The sequence below is a fragment of the Planosporangium thailandense genome (genome assembly GCF_011947195.1).
In the GTDB taxonomy this organism is placed as follows: Bacteria; Actinomycetota; Actinomycetes; order Mycobacteriales; family Micromonosporaceae; genus Planosporangium; species Planosporangium thailandense.
Genome location: NZ_JAATVY010000013.1, coordinates 105,784 through 120,198, shown reverse-complemented (window position 1 = coordinate 120,198; position 14,415 = coordinate 105,784). Strand labels below are relative to the sequence as shown.

Below are 14,415 nucleotides of genomic sequence, written 5' to 3'. Positions count from 1 at the left end.
CGCCCGACGCTCGTCAGCCCCCGTCAGCCCGTCAGCCCCGCCAGACCGCCAGCCCGTCAGCCCGTCAGCTCCGGCGGGGCGCCGTCGGCTCGCGGCGTGGTCCGTACCAGCACCGCCTGCCGGATCAACCGGCGCAGCGTGGTGAAGACCGGGTCACAGGTGACCAGGGTGAGAAGGTCCCGGGCGCCGGTAGGCGCACCGGCGGGATGTGGAGAAAGCACGTCGACGTCGGACGGGCCGACGGTCATCTCCCGGTCGACGCGGTAGACGTACCAGGACCGGGAGGTCTCCAGGACCACGGGGTCACCGGGGTGGAGCCGGTCCAGGTCCCAGAACACCCCCGGGTACCGGTGACCGGCGATCCCCACGTTGCCCGGCTGTCCGGGCAGCGGAGTGCCCGGGATGTGCCCGGGGCCGCGCAGCAGGTCGGCATCGGCGGAGCCCTCGACGACCACCAGGTCCAGCCGCAGCCGGGGTATGTGGAGCCTGGCGACGGCGCCCGAGGAGTCCTGCCCGGCCGATCCCTGCCCCGCCGCCGTGTCCTGCCCCGCCGGTATCGCTTGGCCGCCGGCGCCCCCACGGCCCGCCGGCCGTACCGGAATCGGCGGCCAGGCGGCGTCGACCGCGTGCACAAGCTTCGCCTGGCTGGCCTCGATGCGGTGCACCCGGGACCAGAGGTTCAGGCCGGCCCCGCCGACCAGGACCAGGCCGCCGGTCACCAGTACCGCCGCGACCGCCCCGAGCAGGCGTTGGACGAGGTCCGGCCGGCGGCGCGCCACCGGAGCAGCGGAAACGGTGGACTCGCCGGACTCGGTGGACTCGGTGGACTCGGTGGTCCCGGCAGCCGCGTCGGTGGAACGAGTGGCGCGCATGAACCGAACTATATCTGTTAATTAGGGTATAAGTACTTAACCGGTCAGGCTCTACCGTCTCGGTCATCTCACTCCTCAGCCCGGCGGTTCACCCCACGTCACCCGGGGTAATTAGCACGGCCTAGGGGGTGATCGAGATGACCCGTGGCAATCCGGACATCGAACAGACCTGGGACGTCTTCCACCGCGTGGTGAACATGCCCTCCCCGGAGCTTCGCGACTGGCTGCTGTCGACCCCCGACGGCGCTGACGCGTACGCCCCGGAGCCCGGCATCGACATCCACGAGCTCGGCGAGCGGGTCCTGCGGATCCTGGAGAAACGGCGCGTCGACCTGACCGACGACGACGTGGCGACGATGCGGCTCGTCACCGAACTGGTGGTCGGGCGCCTGACGAACAAGCCCGACGACGGAGAGATCAACGGACCGTGGCGTGACACCCTGTTGACGCTGGGCCACGATCCGCTGCGACCGGATTCACCGCGCGGCGCGGACGCCGAGGCGCTGCTGCAGGCGCTCACACCCACCACGGCGACCTGACGCCGAACACCCCCGGTCGCGGGCATCCGGCGGATCAGCCAGCCCTCCGGGTGCCCGCGACCGGGGCGGCGATCAGCCCGCCCCACGCCCACCACCACGAGAGCCCCGTGCCGGGAACCGACGCGGCCGGAAGGTACACGGCCGGAAAACCTATGTGCGGCCTTCGCGCTCCTGCGCCTCCCGCAGCGACTCGGCGTACGGCACCCAGTCGGCCAGCCGGACCGGCCACCCCGCTTGCGTCAGCTTCGCGACCACCGCGGGATCGTCGTCGACCACGATGGCGATCTCGCCCGACCGGCCGAGCCGGCGCAGTTGTTCGGCCTTGAACTCGCGCGCCGGCCGGTGATCGGACGTCGGCCGCATCAGAAGCTCGTCGACCGGCAGGTGGTGGCGGGACAGCCAGTGCTCGGTGACCGGGCGCAGGTACTCCGGCCGGCCGGTCAGCCAGATGAGGCGATGGTCGCGGGCGTACTCCCGTGCGAGCGCCACTCCGGGAGCCAGCGGCGGGTCACCCGCGGCGCCGGCGAAGAACCGTCGCCAGTTCTTGGGCCGGCGGGCCACGTGGTGCAGGCGGTGCCGGACATCGGCGACCACGCCGTCCACGTCGAACACGGCCAACGGCCTGCCTGCCGCCACGGCTCAACAGATATCACGTGGATCGCCGACCACCGACACCACTGCCACCACCGCCCCCGCCACCACAACCGCCCCCGCCGGGTCCCTCGATAGCGGCAATCGCGTGACAAGCAGCCGGCTGAGGGTACGAGCGAAAGACGCCAACCAGGGGGTAACTGATGCACCTATCGATGCTTCGTCCGCTGGCCGAACGCCCGGGGCCGTGGGCGTCGGTCCTGCTCGACGCGAGCCACGAGTCCGAGAACGCCACCAAGGCCATCGAGCTGCGCTGGCGGGCCGCCCGCGAGGAGCTGTCCGACCAGGGTGCCGACACGGCCACGCTGGACGCGCTCGAAAACGTCGTCCTCAACCATGATCCGGTGCCTGGCCAGTACTGGCTGGCCGCGTTCGCCAGCCACGGCGAGGTCGCGCTGAGCGTGCCCATCCTCGCCACGCCACTCGACCACGTCGCGACGTTCGGGCCGCTGCCACACGCCATGCCGATGATCTCCGGGTACGGCGAGCAGGTCGCCTGGCTGCGGATCGTCGTCAACCGCGTCGGGGCGGACTTCGAGGGCGCCACCGTCGGCGGCGTGGCGCGCCGCGGGCAGATCAACGGCCACAACCTGTACCCGCTGCACCGGGCCAAGGCGGGCGGCTGGTCGTACTCCCACCACTGGCGGGCGACCCAGATGACCTGGCAGCGCAACGCGCAGGAGATCGCCGAGGCGGTGGCCCAGATGGCCAGCGACATGGCTGCCGAGGCCATCATCGTCGCCGGTGAGGCGCAGGCGCGCCGGCTGCTCATCGGCCAGCTGCCGGAGTGGTGGCAGAAGCGCTACATCGAGACCGACGTCGGCGTACGGGCGCCCGGGGCCGACCCCGACCCGCTCGACGACGTCACACTGCAGGCCGTCGCCGCGCTGGCCGCACAGCACGTGTCCGAGGTCATCGACGCGTTCAAGACGCAGCGCGGCCGCGACGCCGCGGCCGGCGTGGGGCTCGCCGCGACGGTCTCGGCGCTCCAGCGCGCCCAGGTCGACACGGTGCTACTGGTCAACGACCTGTCCTCCACGGCGAAGCTGTGGGTGGGCGAAACGCCGAGCGAGATCGCGATGACCGCCGAGGAGCTCCGGGAGATGGGTACGCAGAACCCGATCCAGGTACGCGCCGACGCGGCCCTGTTGCGCGCCCTCGCCGCGACCGACGCCGACCTGGTCCTCGTCTCGCCCGACGAGGTCGACCTCGACAGCGGGGTGGGAGCGCTGTTGCGCTACGCCGACGCGTCCACCCGCAGACGGTGACCGGGGCTCGTGACCGGGGGCTGCTGGTGGAGGGAGGCCCGGGCTCAGACCCGGACCTCCCCCTGCTCAGCGGCGGCCGGCGCACCGGAGGTCGCCGACACCACGTCGAAGCACTGGACGTCACGGTCGGGAACGGTGGTCGGGGACTCCAGGTGGTAGGCGCCGCTCGGCACGATGCCCGCGCCGCCGTAGGCCGCCTGTAGCCGCAACTGCACCACGACGTCCTCACCCGCGTGCGCCGCCGGCACATCGGGCCAGAAGCCGTACCCGCCGATCGCGAGCAGCTTCGCCCGGTCGTACAGCACACACGCGCCGATCCAGGCGATCTTGTACGCCCGCCACTCCCCCGGCGCGAGGCCCAGCCGCTCGGTGATGTGCAGCAGGTTCGCGGCGTTGTGCACCGTGTGCCGGCCCCACTTCGGGCCGCGCGCGTCGATCCGCTCGGGTCGTACCGGGCCGTCCCACTCCTCGAACGGCGCCTCCTGCTGCGGGCGGTGCTCGTCGGCGTACGAAAGGCCGTGCGGCGCGTTCCCGACGAAGCCGCAGCCGAGCTGCTTGATGGCGGTCAGCAGCCGGGTGACCGCGCCGGGCTCCAGCCAGATGTCGTCGTCGAGGGAGAGCACGTATCTCGCGCGCGACCGCGACAGCAGGTGACCGCGCTGCTCGGCCAGTCCCCGCCGGGGCAGGTGCTGCTCGAGCAGGACCGGGTGCCCGGCGTAGCGCAGCGCGCGCACGATGCCGGCCACGGCGGGGTGCAGCCAGGCGGGCTCGGCGTCCGACTGGTCACTCACCACCACGCCGAACGCGGCGTCCTGGGCGGCCAGCCCGGCGAGGGCGGCGGCCAGCTCGACCGGCCGGTTGCGGGTCGGCACCAGGACGTCCAACTCGCGCTCAGCGGCGAACGCCACCGGGTCACCGGGGTCGAGCGACCGCAACCCCGCGGAACACAAGTAGTGCCGGCTCCCCGGAGCCGGCACACCCTGCTGCGCGCTCACTTCGTCGACTGCGGCCCGTACGGTGACTTCTGGTCCTCGGGCACCTTGTGCAGCGCCCGGTCGTCGCCCTTGGCGCCGCCGGCCGAGGTCGTCGCGGTGTCCTTCACGCTGTCGGTCACCAACGGGTCCTGCCCGCTACGGCGCATCTCCGGCTGCTGAACATTGGGCATGGCTTCTCCCTTTGCGTTCACTGCTCCGCGGGACTGATACCCACCGCACTCATACCCACCGCCCACCCGGGCAACCCACCTCACGGGCGGGTACGCCGACCGCGCGCCCCGTCGAACGCGTGCCCCTGCTTCGGCAGGCGGGTCGCCGGTCGGGCCGCGCCGGCCCGGATCCGGCCGATCAGCTTCGTGGTGGACCGGTCCGGCAGGTAGTCCAGCGTCAGCACCTCGCCGCCGAGCTTGCGCACCAGCGCCGCCTCCGGGATCGTCTCCGGGCGGTAGTCGCCGCCCTTGACGTACAGGTCCGGCTGCACCAACGCGATGAGGTTCGCCGGGCTGTCCTCCTCGAAGATCACGACGTGGTCGACGCAGGCCAGCGCCGCGAGCACCGCGACACGGTCCTCGACCGGGTTGACCGGACGCTCGGGGCCCTTGAGGCGGCGTACGGAGTCGTCGGAGTTGACCGCGACGATCAGCACGTCGCCGAGGCGCTTGGCCTGGTTGAGGTAGCCGACGTGACCGCGGTGCAGCACGTCGAAGCAGCCGTTGGTGAACACGATCCGGCGGCCCTGTTTGCGGTGCGCCGACACGGCCGCGACCAGGTCGGTGACCGACATCGCGACCGGGTCGCCCGCCCCACCGACCTCCAGCAGTCCGCGCGTGTCACAGACCGCGGTGCCCGGCGTACGGCCCCGGGTGGCCGCCGTGGCGGCGAGCTGCGCCACCTCCGCGGCGTCGGCGAGCGGCACGTTCGTGGCGAGCGCCAGCGTGAACGCCGCGACGTATGCGTCACCGGCGCCCGCGGCGTGGCTCGCGGGCGCGGGCTGCGCGTACGTGCGTACCGGCTCGACCTGCCCGGTCAGCACGACCGCCCCCTCCACGTCGAGCGTCACCGCCACGGCGGGCGCGCCGGCGAGCGCGAGCAGCCGGTCGGCGGCGTCGGTGACCCACTCGGCCCGGCGCCCGTCGACCGCGGCGGCGTCGCAGTCCAGCAGCCGGCAGGCTTCGGCGAAGCTCGGCGTGACGAGGTCCGGACGGACGCTCGCCCAGGGCCGGGGGTCGTGCGCGTCGACCACCAGCAGCGGGATGTGCGCGCGCCGCTGCGCCAGCAGCGCGTGTACCGCGTCGTCGACTCCACCGGCGCCGTAGTCACCCACGATCACCGCGTCGACGCCCTCGTCGAGCGCGGCGCCGACCTTCTCGACCAGCGCCGCCGTCGCTTCCTCGGGCAGCGGGCCGCTGTCGCCCTCGTCGAAGCGCAGCACGATCTGGTCGTCAGCGACCAGCCGCCGCTTGGCGATGGTGCGCCTGCCCCGTACGGACACCAGCCGGTGGTCGACGCCCGCCGCGTCCAGTCTGCGCCGCAGCCGGCCACCGTCCGGGTCCTCGCCGATCGCGCCCACGAGCACGGCCCGCCCGCCGAGCGCGGCGACGTTGCACGCGGCGTTGGCCGCCCCACCGCCGGCGTAGGTCGTACGCTCCACTTCGAGGACCGGCGCCGGCGCCTCTCGGCAGAGCCGGCGCGGCGAGCCTACGAGCCAGCCGTCGAGCAGCGCGTCGCCCACGACGAGCACGGTGGTGCCGCACCACCGGTCGGGTAGGTCGCTCAGCGTCATCGACGCCCTCCTGTCCTTGCCGGGTCGCATCGGGCATACCCCGTTCGGGATCCGTGAATCCTCGTGCTGGGTACGTGCGCCGCAGCGCGACCGCGGCAGCCGGCAGCAGGGCGGCCGCGCCCGACAGCGGGAATGAGACACAGCGCGGATGACACACGGCGCGAATGAGACAGGTGCCCTGGGGTTGACCGCTTCACGCCGCAAGGGCGTACAGCAAGTCGTGGCGCCGCAGATCGTGGCGCTGCGGCCGGCGCCGAGGCCGCATGATCAGTGAGCCGGTGCTCAGACCGGGCCGGACTTGCCCTCGAACGACGGCCGGGCCCGACGGCCGGCCTCGGTGTCCGGGTCCGGATCCCGCTTGGTGTTCAACTCGACAAACCGCTCCTCGTCGCCGAACTCCTGCTCGGAGCTGGCGTCACCGCCGGTCGGGTCGTCGATCTGCCCGTCGAAGGAGTACTGCGCCAGCGCCTTGCCGAGCTCCGACAAGGGCAACCGCTCGTCGTCACGCCATACGCCGGATTGATCACGCGGCGCGCTCACGTTGTCCTCACGCGGTGCACTCATCGGATGCTCCCTTCGTAACGATCCGTGTTCGTCTACCCAGCGACGGGAGCGCCAAAACGGCTACTCCACCTCGGGGTGGTACCACCGGCGCCACGATTGGAGCTCCGAGCGGCGGGTAGCACTCGGACATGAAGCCACGGACCGGACACCGAGGTACGGAGGAGCTCCGTCGACCGCTCACCTGCGCGGTGGCGTCCGAGTACCCGGTGACTGTCCTCCACCTGGCCGGCCGGCTGGACCCGGCAGGCGTGCCCGATCTGCGGGCGTGCGTAGGGTGCTGCCTCGCCGCCGAGCCGGACGCCGTGGTTCTCGACGTGACCGACCTGTCCGTACGGGCCGACGATGGCGCCCAGCTCTTCGCCGACCTCCGGCGCCAGGCGATGACGTGGCCCGGCAGTACCGTCGTGTTCGCCGGCGCCTCTCCGACCCTGCTCGCCGCAGTCCGCCGCAGCGGCTGCGACATCGCGTCCTACCCCTCCGTGGACGCCGCCTGTGCCCGGCTCGACACCGGGGGGCCGCGGTACCGGCTGCGCGAAGCGCTACCCGCGTCCCCGGTCGCCGCGCCGGTGGCCCGCCGGCTGCTCGGCCGGGCCTGCCGCTCCTGGTCGGTACAGGATTCGCTCGAGCCCGCGGAACTGGTCGCCACCGAACTGGTCGCCAACGCGGTCCGGCACGCCGGCAGCCGCGTCACGTTCACCGTCTCGCTGCGCCAGGACGACCTTCAGATCTCGGTCGGCGACGACAGTCCGGTGCTGCCGACGCGGCGCGCGGCCAGCGCCCTCGACGAGCACGGCCGAGGCCTGCTCATGCTGGATGCCCTGTGTCGGGACTGGGGCATGACCTGCGTCGGCGACGGGAAGGTGGTGTGGGCGAAAGTACCGACAGCGCGTGCATGAGGTGTCCCCCACGTCACACATGTGTTTCCCGCAGGCCCGCTGGGTAGGCGTCAGGCCGGCGTGCCGGGGCACGCTGACGCGCCGAGGGGAGAAACAGGAATGGGTGAGGGAACCGGTCAGCTCCATGTGGTGGAGATCGCCTCCTTGCTACGGGAGCTGACTGCCAGCCTCATCACGAGCGATGACCTCGACGAGGCTCTGGAGTCGCTGGTCGCGACGACCGCACAGGCGGTGCCCGGTGAATCATGGTGTGGGATCACCCTGATCCGTGCCGGGGCGCCGACCACCCAGGTCGCATCGAGCCCGCTGACCGCCCGGATCGACGACATCCAGTACAAGATCGGCGACGGTCCCGCGCTCACCGCGATCCGCACCCGCGAGATGGTCGTCGCCGGTGATCTGGCCGCGGACGACCGCTGGCAGCAGTGGCGGGAGGCCGCGATCGAGGACGGCATCGTGGGTGTGCTGTCGATGCCGCTCGACATCGACGACCACGTGATCGGGGCGCTGAATCTGTACGTCGGCGAGCCGAACGCGTTCTCGCCCGATGTCCAGTTGGCGGCCATGCTGGTCGCCGAGCACGCCGGTCTGCTGCTCGCGGCCGTGCTCGACCGCGGCCGCCTCGCCGGCCTGGCCGCCGACCTGTCCGAGGCGCTGGCGAGCGGGGAGACCGTCAACCGGGCCATCGGCATCGTGATGGCCCAGCGGGGCTGCCGCGCCGAGGAAGCGCTCGAGGTACTGCAGCAGGCCTCGGTGAACGTCGGCGTGCCACTGCACGAGGTGGCCGACCGGCTGGTCACCGCCATCGGCAACCGATCGGCCTGAGCGGCCCGCTGACCTGCGACGCTGCGGCGCGGTGGCTGCGCGCGCCGGATCATGGGCACGTATGCTCACGCCAACCATCGGAAGGGCGAGCAATGGAACTGGGCATCGCGACCGTGGACGACACGGATCCGGCGATCACGGCATTGACCGGCGAGCTGGACATCGCCTCCGCCCCCAAGCTGGAGGACCACCTCCGCGACCTGATCGACGCCGGCTGCACCCGCCTCATCGTCGACCTCTCCGACCTGTCCTTCTGCGACTCGACGGGCATCGGAACGCTCGTACGTGCCAACAACGAGCGCCTCAGCCGTGGCGGCTACCTGCGGCTGGCCGCCCCCAACCGCCATGTGGCCCGGGTACTGGCCGTCGTCGGGCTGCTCGACGCGTTCCCCACCTACCGCAGCGTCGACGCCGCACGACACGCCGACGTGGCCGGACTCGTGGTCGTCCGGCTGTGACCGCCGGCGCGGTCACCCGAACGTGAGTGAGGGCCCGCAATCGTGAGTGAGGTCTCGCTCGATACGCCCAGGCCACCTAGGCTGATAAACCGTGGGTGACGAATGCGTCACAGTCGTCGAGATGTCGGTCGGGGCCATCGAGGCCGCCGATCGGGCCGACGCGGTGATCCGGTGGCTCCTCGATACCGGGGTCATCGCGCCCAACCCCGTACGGGGTGACGCCCGGCAGCCGAGCGGGTACCTGCCCGGTCCACGGGCCGAGGCCGCCGCGCCCGGCTTCCGCGACACCCGCCGTGCCGGCGCCGAAGACCGCACCCGCCGCACCGACGATGCCGCGACCGGCAACGAGCTCACCGACAACGAGCTCACCGACAACGGCGTCGAGATCCTCGTCGAGCGCGAGCTCTACCGGGACACCTCCGAACACGACGCACCGGCCTGCCCCGACTGCGGGTACGAGCTGCCCGAGGCGACCCTGGAGACGTTGATCCGCCCGTGGCTCGACGGCGACGAGCCACGGGTCACCTGCTCGGGCTGCGGCGCGGCCCGCCCGCTCGGTGAGTGGCCCGACGGGTACCTGGTGGGCGAGCTGGCGGTGCGGTTCGTCAACTGGCCGCCGCTGTCAGAGGCGTTCCTGGCCGACCTCGGCTCCCGGATGGGTCCGCGCTGGCGGACCATCCGCGAGCAGTACTAGACGCAGGAAGTACTAGACGCAGGAAGTACTAGACGCAGGAAGTACTAGACGCAGGAAGTACTAGACGCAGGAAGTACTAGACGCAGGCAGTATTGAAACACCGATGACCGCGATAAGACTGCTGCTGACCTCCGACACCCACGTACCGAAGCGGGCCCGTGACCTTCCCGGGCCGCTGTGGCACGCGATCGAGGCGGCCGACGTGGTGGTGCACGCCGGCGACTGGGTCGACGTGGCGCTGCTCGACCGGATGGAGGCCCGGGCCGCCCGGCTCATCGGGGTGTACGGCAACAACGACGGCCCGCCGCTGCGCGCGCGGCTGCCCGAGGTGGCCCGCGCCGAGCTGGCCGGCCTCCGGCTGGCAGTGATCCACGAGACCGGTCCCGCCGCCGGCCGCGAGCGCCGCTGCGCGGCCCGGTTTCCCGATGTCGACCTGCTCGTCTTCGGTCACAGCCACATCCCGTGGGACAGCGTCGCGCCCGGCGGCCTGCGGCTGCTGAATCCGGGGTCACCGACCGACCGGCGGCGGCAGCCGGTGGCCACGTACCTGACCGCCGAGATCCGCGACGGCAAGCTGGTGGAGGTCGCCCTCCATCCGCTGCCCCGACTATGATCGTCTTCGGCTGACGCCCGACCGATGCGCGACCCCTTAACAGTCCTTACCGGACGGTGTTACCGTACGGCCGCGGGTGTCGGTGGGGCGCCTACGAAGGAGCGATCCCGTTGGCCAATGCGGACGTGCTCAGCGAGATCAACCGCGACGTCTGGATCCCGTTCTCCGACGCGTACGCGCTCGGCGACGTGGAGGCCTTCATCGCGCTGCACTCCCCCGAGGTGATCCGGGTGGAAGGCAACGGCGGATGGGTCGGCGGATTCGAGGAGTACGCCGGGCGGCTGCGCGAGTGGTTCCAATGGGTCGCCGTCCAGGAGGGCCGGCTCGACATCCGGTTCCGCTTCCTTGAGCGGCACACCGGCGACGACGCCTCGTCCGAGCGTGGGGTCTACCGGCTCGGGCTGACCTACCCCGACACCGACGAGTACCTCTGGTACGGGATGTTCCACACGATCTGCCGCAAACGCGACGGGGTCTGGCGGATCGTGCTGGACTACGACTCCGACGAGGGCGGGACGGTCGACGAGGAGACGTTCGCGCGCGGCCGGGAGATGGACGAGTTCGACACGTCGAACGTCCTGCGCTGAACGCGCGCCCCGGCAGGGGCGGTAGCTCGGGCCGGGCCCCGTCCCAGCGGCGAGCGGTCCGGCAGGCGAAGGGGCCCGGCACGATGACCATCGGAGGGTTTTCCCTCGCGCTGAGGAATTCTTCGAGAAGATGTGACCCTCGCGAACTCTCCGGCTGGTTTGCCATCGACCGCGAACGGGCACCCCTGGACGCGGCAGTGTAGCGTAGCGGCAACCAACCTCTTCTGTCGCGTCATGGGTCGATGTCCGAGCCGGGCGCGGCTGATGGCGAGGGGCCAGAACATGCAGGTGACCGTCAAACTGAGCTTACCCAGAGACACGTCAAGTGTCTCCATCAGTCGCCGGGTCGTGCGGTCGGCGCTGAACGCGCTGGGTGTCGTCGAGGACATCCGCTACGACGTCGAGCTCGCGCTGACCGAGGCGTGCGCCAACGTCGTGCAGCACGCTGCGTTCTCCGACGAGTATGAGGTGAGCATCTCGATCGAGGGCGCCACCTGCAGCATCGACGTGGTCGACAGCGGGCACGGCTACGACGAGGCGTCGCTGCAGGCCTCCATGCCGCACCCGAGCGCCGAAGAGGGCCGCGGACTACACCTGATCCGCATGTTGACCGAGAACGTCCAGCTGGGCCATCACCCGAAGCAGGGCACGATCATGCACTTCGAGAAGAAGCTGGAGTGGGAGCCCAACTCCCTCATCTCGCAGCTGTCTTGACCGGCTCCGCGGCGGTCGCGGCGAGGGCCGCCCGCACCCGGTGGGTCACCTTGCGCTCCGCGACGAACGACAGAAACGGGATCGTCCCCGCGAGCAGCACCCCCAGCGTGTACGTGAAGGGCCACCGCGCCCGCATCGACAGGTCGAACGCGACCACCAGGTAGACCATGTACAGGAAGCCGTGGATCGGTCCCACGATCGCCACCAGGGTCGCGTTGTGCGGCGGCAGGTACTTCAGCGGCATCGCGATCAACGTGAGGATCAGCAGGAAGACGCCGACGACGTAGGCGGCGATGCGGTAACGCTTGAGAGCGGACTCCACTGCTGTCATCCTTCCGAACTCGGATACTCGCTGGGCCGGCGACCGGGGTTGGCGGCCAACCATTCCAGGTACCGGTTGTACGCGACCAGGTCCGGGTCGCCGTCGTCGACCCCCTGTTCCGGCCGCACCGTGCCCCGCTGCACCGCGGTCGCCCGGAACGGCACGTAACCGGGCAGCCCTTCCAGCTCGTCCGCCACGGCCGGGCTCGGCGCCGGCTCGGCGGCGGGCTGCCCCTTGCGCAGTGTCGTGCGGATCTCCTTGAGCCACACGAAGACGACGAAGCCCGCGAACAGCGGCCATTCGAACGCGTACCCGAAGCTGAGCAGGTTGCCGCCGCGCGCCCGGCCGACCTGCCACCAGCCGAGCCCGAGGAACGTGATGACCAGCACCAACATCAGCACATGACGCGCCAACCACGACGGCGTCAGAAACCGGGCCACGTCTGCGAGCGTACCCGGCCGGGCCCATGTCCCCGGACCGCCGGGAGTTTGTGACGTTCGCGCCACGCGGGGTGTGAAGGCGATCGACGGTTGAGTAGGGTGATCGGCGCCTACCGGCGGTTCGTCCGAGGGAGCATATGACCGAGAAGCGACCATCGTCCGAGACGATGGCAACGGCCGCACTGACCCTGATCAGCCTGGTGGGCGGGCTGGCGGTGGCCTTAACGGCCGGCGTGGGCATGCGGCCGATCCACCCGGTCGCGGCCAGGCCCTCCGCCCCGGTCGCCGCCCCGGCAGCGCCTAGCACCCCCACGTCGCCCGACCCTGAGCCGGCGCCGACCGGCAACCTGGCCCTCGACAGCCCCCGGCTGCGCTTCCCGGCCGACGCCGTGGTCGACGTCAAGACGGTGTACGGGGCCAAGGGCGACGGCAGCAGCGACGACACCGCGGCGCTGCAGAAGGCCATCACCGACAACCCGGGCCGCACGATCTACCTGCCCGCCGGCACCTACCTTGTGAGCAAGCCGTTGGAGGCCCGGAACAAGGCCGGGCGCAGCCAGTCCGGCCTGCGGCTGGTCGGCGAGGAGCGCAACAGCACGATCATCAAGCTGGCCGACCACGCTGCCGGGTTCGGCAACCACTGGAGCCCCCGGCCGCTGCTGCGGACCGGCACGTCGAGCATCGACGGGGTCGGCCGCCCGGACGCCATCAGCGGGTACGGCAACCAGCTCGAGAATCTCACCGTCGACACCGGCGCCAACCCGGGCGCCGTCGCCGTGGACTACACGGGCAGCTCGGTGGCGTCGGTCCGGCGGGTCACGCTGACCGGCGCGGGCCCGACCGGCCTGTCCATCACGCGGAGCCTGCCCGGCCCCGCGCTGATCTCCAGCGTCGCCGTGAAGGGCTTCGACTACGGCATCCGCGTCGCCCAGGGTCAGTACGGCCTGACCCTGGAGCACCTCGACCTGTCCGGGCAGAAGATCGCCGGGATCGACAACGGCGGCAACATCCTCGCCATCCGCGACCTGACCAGCAGCAACACGGTTCCAGCGATCCGCAGTGACCGGGACGGCTTCGTCTCCCTCGTCGACGCGAAGCTGACCGGCGGCACCGTCGACTTCAGCGCGATCCAGAGCAACGGCGACCTGATGACCCGCCGGGTGAGCACGGCCGGGTACCGGTCGGCGGTGACCCAGAGCGGACGGATCATCAAAGGCGACGACGTGACCGCGTACGTGTCGAAGCCGGAGGTCACGCCGTTCCCGGACGCGCCGAGCCCGGCCGCCGACCTGCCGGTACGCGAGACCCCCGACTACGTACCCGCCCAGCCGACCGACTGGGTCAGCGCCGCGGCGTACGGAGCGAAGCCAGACGACAACGGAGACGACGCGGCCGCGATCCAGAAGGCCCTCGACTCCGGCAAGCCGGCGGTGTACCTGCCCACGGGCCGGTACGTGATCTCCAAGCCGCTGCGCGTCTCCGGCGCGGTACGGCTGCTCGCCGGCTTCGGCTCGACCCTGGTCGCGACCGGCCCGGCCTGGGGCAACGCGAGCGCGCCGGCCGCCGTCGTCGGAGTCGGCGACGGCACCGGACGGGACGTGACGGTTTCGGGCCTGCGCATCACCGACGGCGCCGGCAGCAGTTCCCCCGCCGCCGGCCTGGTCGGGTTCACCCAGCACACCGCCCGGCCCCTCGTGCTCACCGACGTCGACGCCGTCAACGTCGCGACCAGCTACCAGGCCCAGGCCGGGGCGGGGCCGCTGTACCTGGAGGACGTCTCCGCCTCCGGCTGGCGGTTCGACCAGCCGCAGCAGGTCTGGGCCCGGCAGTTCAACCACCTCGACCGGGGTACCGGCGCGGAGAACATCTCCCCGCTGCTGGTCAACGCCGGGGCGACGGTGTGGGTGCTCGGCCTCGAGACGGAGCGCAGCGGGCCGCTGCTGCGGACCGAGCGGGGCGGCCGCACGGAGGTGCTCGGCGGTGCGGTGTACGAGGCGCCGAGCGGCAATGCCGTGGCCTTCGAATGCCTCGACGGCGCGTCGATGGTGCTGTCGTTCGCGACCATGGCTCCCGGCAACGGCACCTACCGGGTGCTGGCCCGCGACCATCGCGGCGCCACGACGAAGGACCTGCCCCGGCAGCAGGCGTACTGGCGCGACGACGGACGCGCGGTTCCGCTGTACAACGGCTGACC

At 71.6% G+C, this 14,415-nt stretch carries 18 protein-coding genes; 10 read left to right on the top strand and 8 right to left on the bottom strand.

Annotation, left to right across the window (positions count from 1 at the left end; all coding sequences use genetic code 11):
• Positions 1-56 precede the first annotated feature (56 nt).
• Positions 57-872 carry a sortase gene (locus HC031_RS33955; RefSeq protein ID WP_167926656.1) on the bottom strand — a complete coding sequence of 272 codons (816 nt, stop codon included), beginning with the start codon at positions 870-872 and terminating at the stop codon, positions 57-59.
• A 137-nt stretch (positions 873-1,009) separates the two neighbouring features.
• On the opposite strand from HC031_RS33955, the gene HC031_RS18825 reads away from it, so the two are divergent.
• Positions 1,010-1,411, top strand: coding sequence for a DUF3140 domain-containing protein (locus HC031_RS18825; protein WP_167926655.1), 402 nt, complete (start codon positions 1,010-1,012; stop codon positions 1,409-1,411).
• A 150-nt stretch (positions 1,412-1,561) separates the two neighbouring features.
• On the opposite strand, the gene HC031_RS18820 is transcribed toward HC031_RS18825, so the two are convergent.
• Positions 1,562-2,047, bottom strand: a complete 486-nt coding sequence (locus HC031_RS18820) for a phosphatase domain-containing protein (protein WP_167926654.1) — start codon at positions 2,045-2,047, stop codon at positions 1,562-1,564.
• A 158-nt stretch (positions 2,048-2,205) separates the two neighbouring features.
• Between HC031_RS18820 and HC031_RS18815 the strand changes: the two genes are divergently transcribed.
• On the top strand, positions 2,206-3,330 hold the full coding sequence (locus HC031_RS18815; RefSeq protein WP_167926653.1) for a baeRF2 domain-containing protein: 1,125 nt from the start codon (positions 2,206-2,208) through the stop codon (positions 3,328-3,330).
• Positions 3,331-3,374: 44 nt separating this feature from the next.
• On the opposite strand, the gene HC031_RS18810 is transcribed toward HC031_RS18815, so the two are convergent.
• The 4 genes from HC031_RS18810 to HC031_RS18795 form a co-directional block, all read right to left on the bottom strand.
• Complete coding sequence (locus HC031_RS18810; RefSeq protein WP_167926716.1) at positions 3,375-4,265, bottom strand: glycosyltransferase; 891 nt, start codon at positions 4,263-4,265, stop codon at positions 3,375-3,377.
• A gap of 56 nt (positions 4,266-4,321) precedes the next feature.
• Positions 4,322-4,495 carry a hypothetical protein gene (locus tag HC031_RS18805; RefSeq protein ID WP_167926652.1) on the bottom strand — a complete coding sequence of 58 codons (174 nt, stop codon included), beginning with the start codon at positions 4,493-4,495 and terminating at the stop codon, positions 4,322-4,324.
• Between the two features lie 80 nt (positions 4,496-4,575).
• A complete protein-coding gene (gene rfaE2, locus HC031_RS18800) occupies positions 4,576-6,108 on the bottom strand; it encodes a D-glycero-beta-D-manno-heptose 1-phosphate adenylyltransferase (protein ID WP_167926651.1) in 1,533 nt (510 codons plus the stop codon).
• A gap of 282 nt (positions 6,109-6,390) precedes the next feature.
• Entirely contained in the window at positions 6,391-6,672 is a 282-nt protein-coding gene (locus tag HC031_RS18795) for a hypothetical protein (protein ID WP_167926650.1), read from the bottom strand.
• A 128-nt stretch (positions 6,673-6,800) separates the two neighbouring features.
• Here HC031_RS18795 and HC031_RS18790 point away from each other — a divergent pair, with 128 nt between their 5' ends.
• The 7 genes from HC031_RS18790 (at position 6,801) to HC031_RS18760 (ending at position 11,459) form a co-directional block, all read left to right on the top strand.
• Positions 6,801-7,568 carry an ATP-binding protein gene (locus HC031_RS18790; RefSeq protein ID WP_205862923.1) on the top strand — a complete coding sequence of 256 codons (768 nt, stop codon included), beginning with the start codon at positions 6,801-6,803 and terminating at the stop codon, positions 7,566-7,568.
• Between the two features lie 99 nt (positions 7,569-7,667).
• The gene (locus tag HC031_RS18785) at positions 7,668-8,393 is read left to right on the top strand and encodes a GAF and ANTAR domain-containing protein (RefSeq protein WP_167926648.1); all 726 of its coding nucleotides are present in this window, start codon (positions 7,668-7,670) and stop codon (positions 8,391-8,393) included.
• A 92-nt stretch (positions 8,394-8,485) separates the two neighbouring features.
• Complete coding sequence (locus HC031_RS18780; protein ID WP_167926647.1) at positions 8,486-8,851, top strand: STAS domain-containing protein; 366 nt, start codon at positions 8,486-8,488, stop codon at positions 8,849-8,851.
• Between the two features lie 91 nt (positions 8,852-8,942).
• On the top strand, positions 8,943-9,545 hold the full coding sequence (locus HC031_RS18775) for a hypothetical protein (RefSeq protein WP_167926646.1): 603 nt from the start codon (positions 8,943-8,945) through the stop codon (positions 9,543-9,545).
• A gap of 103 nt (positions 9,546-9,648) precedes the next feature.
• A complete protein-coding gene (locus HC031_RS18770) occupies positions 9,649-10,158 on the top strand; it encodes a metallophosphoesterase family protein (protein ID WP_205862922.1) in 510 nt (169 codons plus the stop codon).
• Between the two features lie 110 nt (positions 10,159-10,268).
• Positions 10,269-10,745 (top strand): YybH family protein, encoded by a 477-nt coding sequence (locus tag HC031_RS18765; protein WP_167926645.1) that lies wholly within the window; start codon positions 10,269-10,271, stop codon positions 10,743-10,745.
• Positions 10,746-10,979: 234 nt separating this feature from the next.
• Positions 10,980-11,459 (top strand): ATP-binding protein, encoded by a 480-nt coding sequence (locus HC031_RS18760; RefSeq protein ID WP_338090731.1) that lies wholly within the window; start codon positions 10,980-10,982, stop codon positions 11,457-11,459.
• On the opposite strand, the gene HC031_RS18755 is transcribed toward HC031_RS18760, so the two are convergent.
• The gene (locus HC031_RS18755) at positions 11,440-11,781 is read right to left on the bottom strand and encodes a DUF3817 domain-containing protein (protein WP_338090730.1); all 342 of its coding nucleotides are present in this window, start codon (positions 11,779-11,781) and stop codon (positions 11,440-11,442) included. The two genes, HC031_RS18760 and HC031_RS18755, sit on opposite strands and share 20 nt — an antisense overlap.
• 5 nt (positions 11,782-11,786) lie before the next feature.
• A complete protein-coding gene (locus HC031_RS18750) occupies positions 11,787-12,176 on the bottom strand; it encodes a hypothetical protein (protein WP_205862939.1) in 390 nt (129 codons plus the stop codon).
• Between the two features lie 212 nt (positions 12,177-12,388).
• Between HC031_RS18750 and HC031_RS18745 the strand changes: the two genes are divergently transcribed.
• Positions 12,389-14,413, top strand: coding sequence for a glycoside hydrolase family 55 protein (locus HC031_RS18745; RefSeq protein ID WP_167926641.1), 2,025 nt, complete (start codon positions 12,389-12,391; stop codon positions 14,411-14,413).
• Positions 14,414-14,415 lie beyond the last annotated feature (2 nt).

Bases quoted from the DNA above. Each gene is read 5' to 3' on its own strand.
- HC031_RS18770 (WP_205862922.1), top strand. From the start codon at position 9,649: ATGACCGCGATAAGACTGCTGCTGACCTCCGACACCCACGTACCGAAG.
- HC031_RS18795 (WP_167926650.1), bottom strand. From the start codon at position 6,672: ATGAGTGCACCGCGTGAGGACAACGTGAGCGCGCCGCGTGATCAATCC.
- HC031_RS18750 (WP_205862939.1), bottom strand. From the start codon at position 12,176: ATGTTGGTGCTGGTCATCACGTTCCTCGGGCTCGGCTGGTGGCAGGTC.
- HC031_RS18785 (WP_167926648.1), top strand. From the start codon at position 7,668: ATGGGTGAGGGAACCGGTCAGCTCCATGTGGTGGAGATCGCCTCCTTG.
- HC031_RS18760 (WP_338090731.1), top strand. From the start codon at position 10,980: ATGGGTCGATGTCCGAGCCGGGCGCGGCTGATGGCGAGGGGCCAGAAC.
- HC031_RS18745 (WP_167926641.1), top strand. From the start codon at position 12,389: ATGGCAACGGCCGCACTGACCCTGATCAGCCTGGTGGGCGGGCTGGCG.
- HC031_RS18825 (WP_167926655.1), top strand. From the start codon at position 1,010: ATGACCCGTGGCAATCCGGACATCGAACAGACCTGGGACGTCTTCCAC.
- HC031_RS18790 (WP_205862923.1), top strand. From the start codon at position 6,801: ATGAAGCCACGGACCGGACACCGAGGTACGGAGGAGCTCCGTCGACCG.
- HC031_RS18815 (WP_167926653.1), top strand. From the start codon at position 2,206: ATGCACCTATCGATGCTTCGTCCGCTGGCCGAACGCCCGGGGCCGTGG.
- rfaE2 (WP_167926651.1), bottom strand. From the start codon at position 6,108: ATGACGCTGAGCGACCTACCCGACCGGTGGTGCGGCACCACCGTGCTC.
- HC031_RS33955 (WP_167926656.1), bottom strand. From the start codon at position 872: ATGCGCGCCACTCGTTCCACCGACGCGGCTGCCGGGACCACCGAGTCC.
- HC031_RS18780 (WP_167926647.1), top strand. From the start codon at position 8,486: ATGGAACTGGGCATCGCGACCGTGGACGACACGGATCCGGCGATCACG.
- HC031_RS18805 (WP_167926652.1), bottom strand. From the start codon at position 4,495: ATGCCCAATGTTCAGCAGCCGGAGATGCGCCGTAGCGGGCAGGACCCG.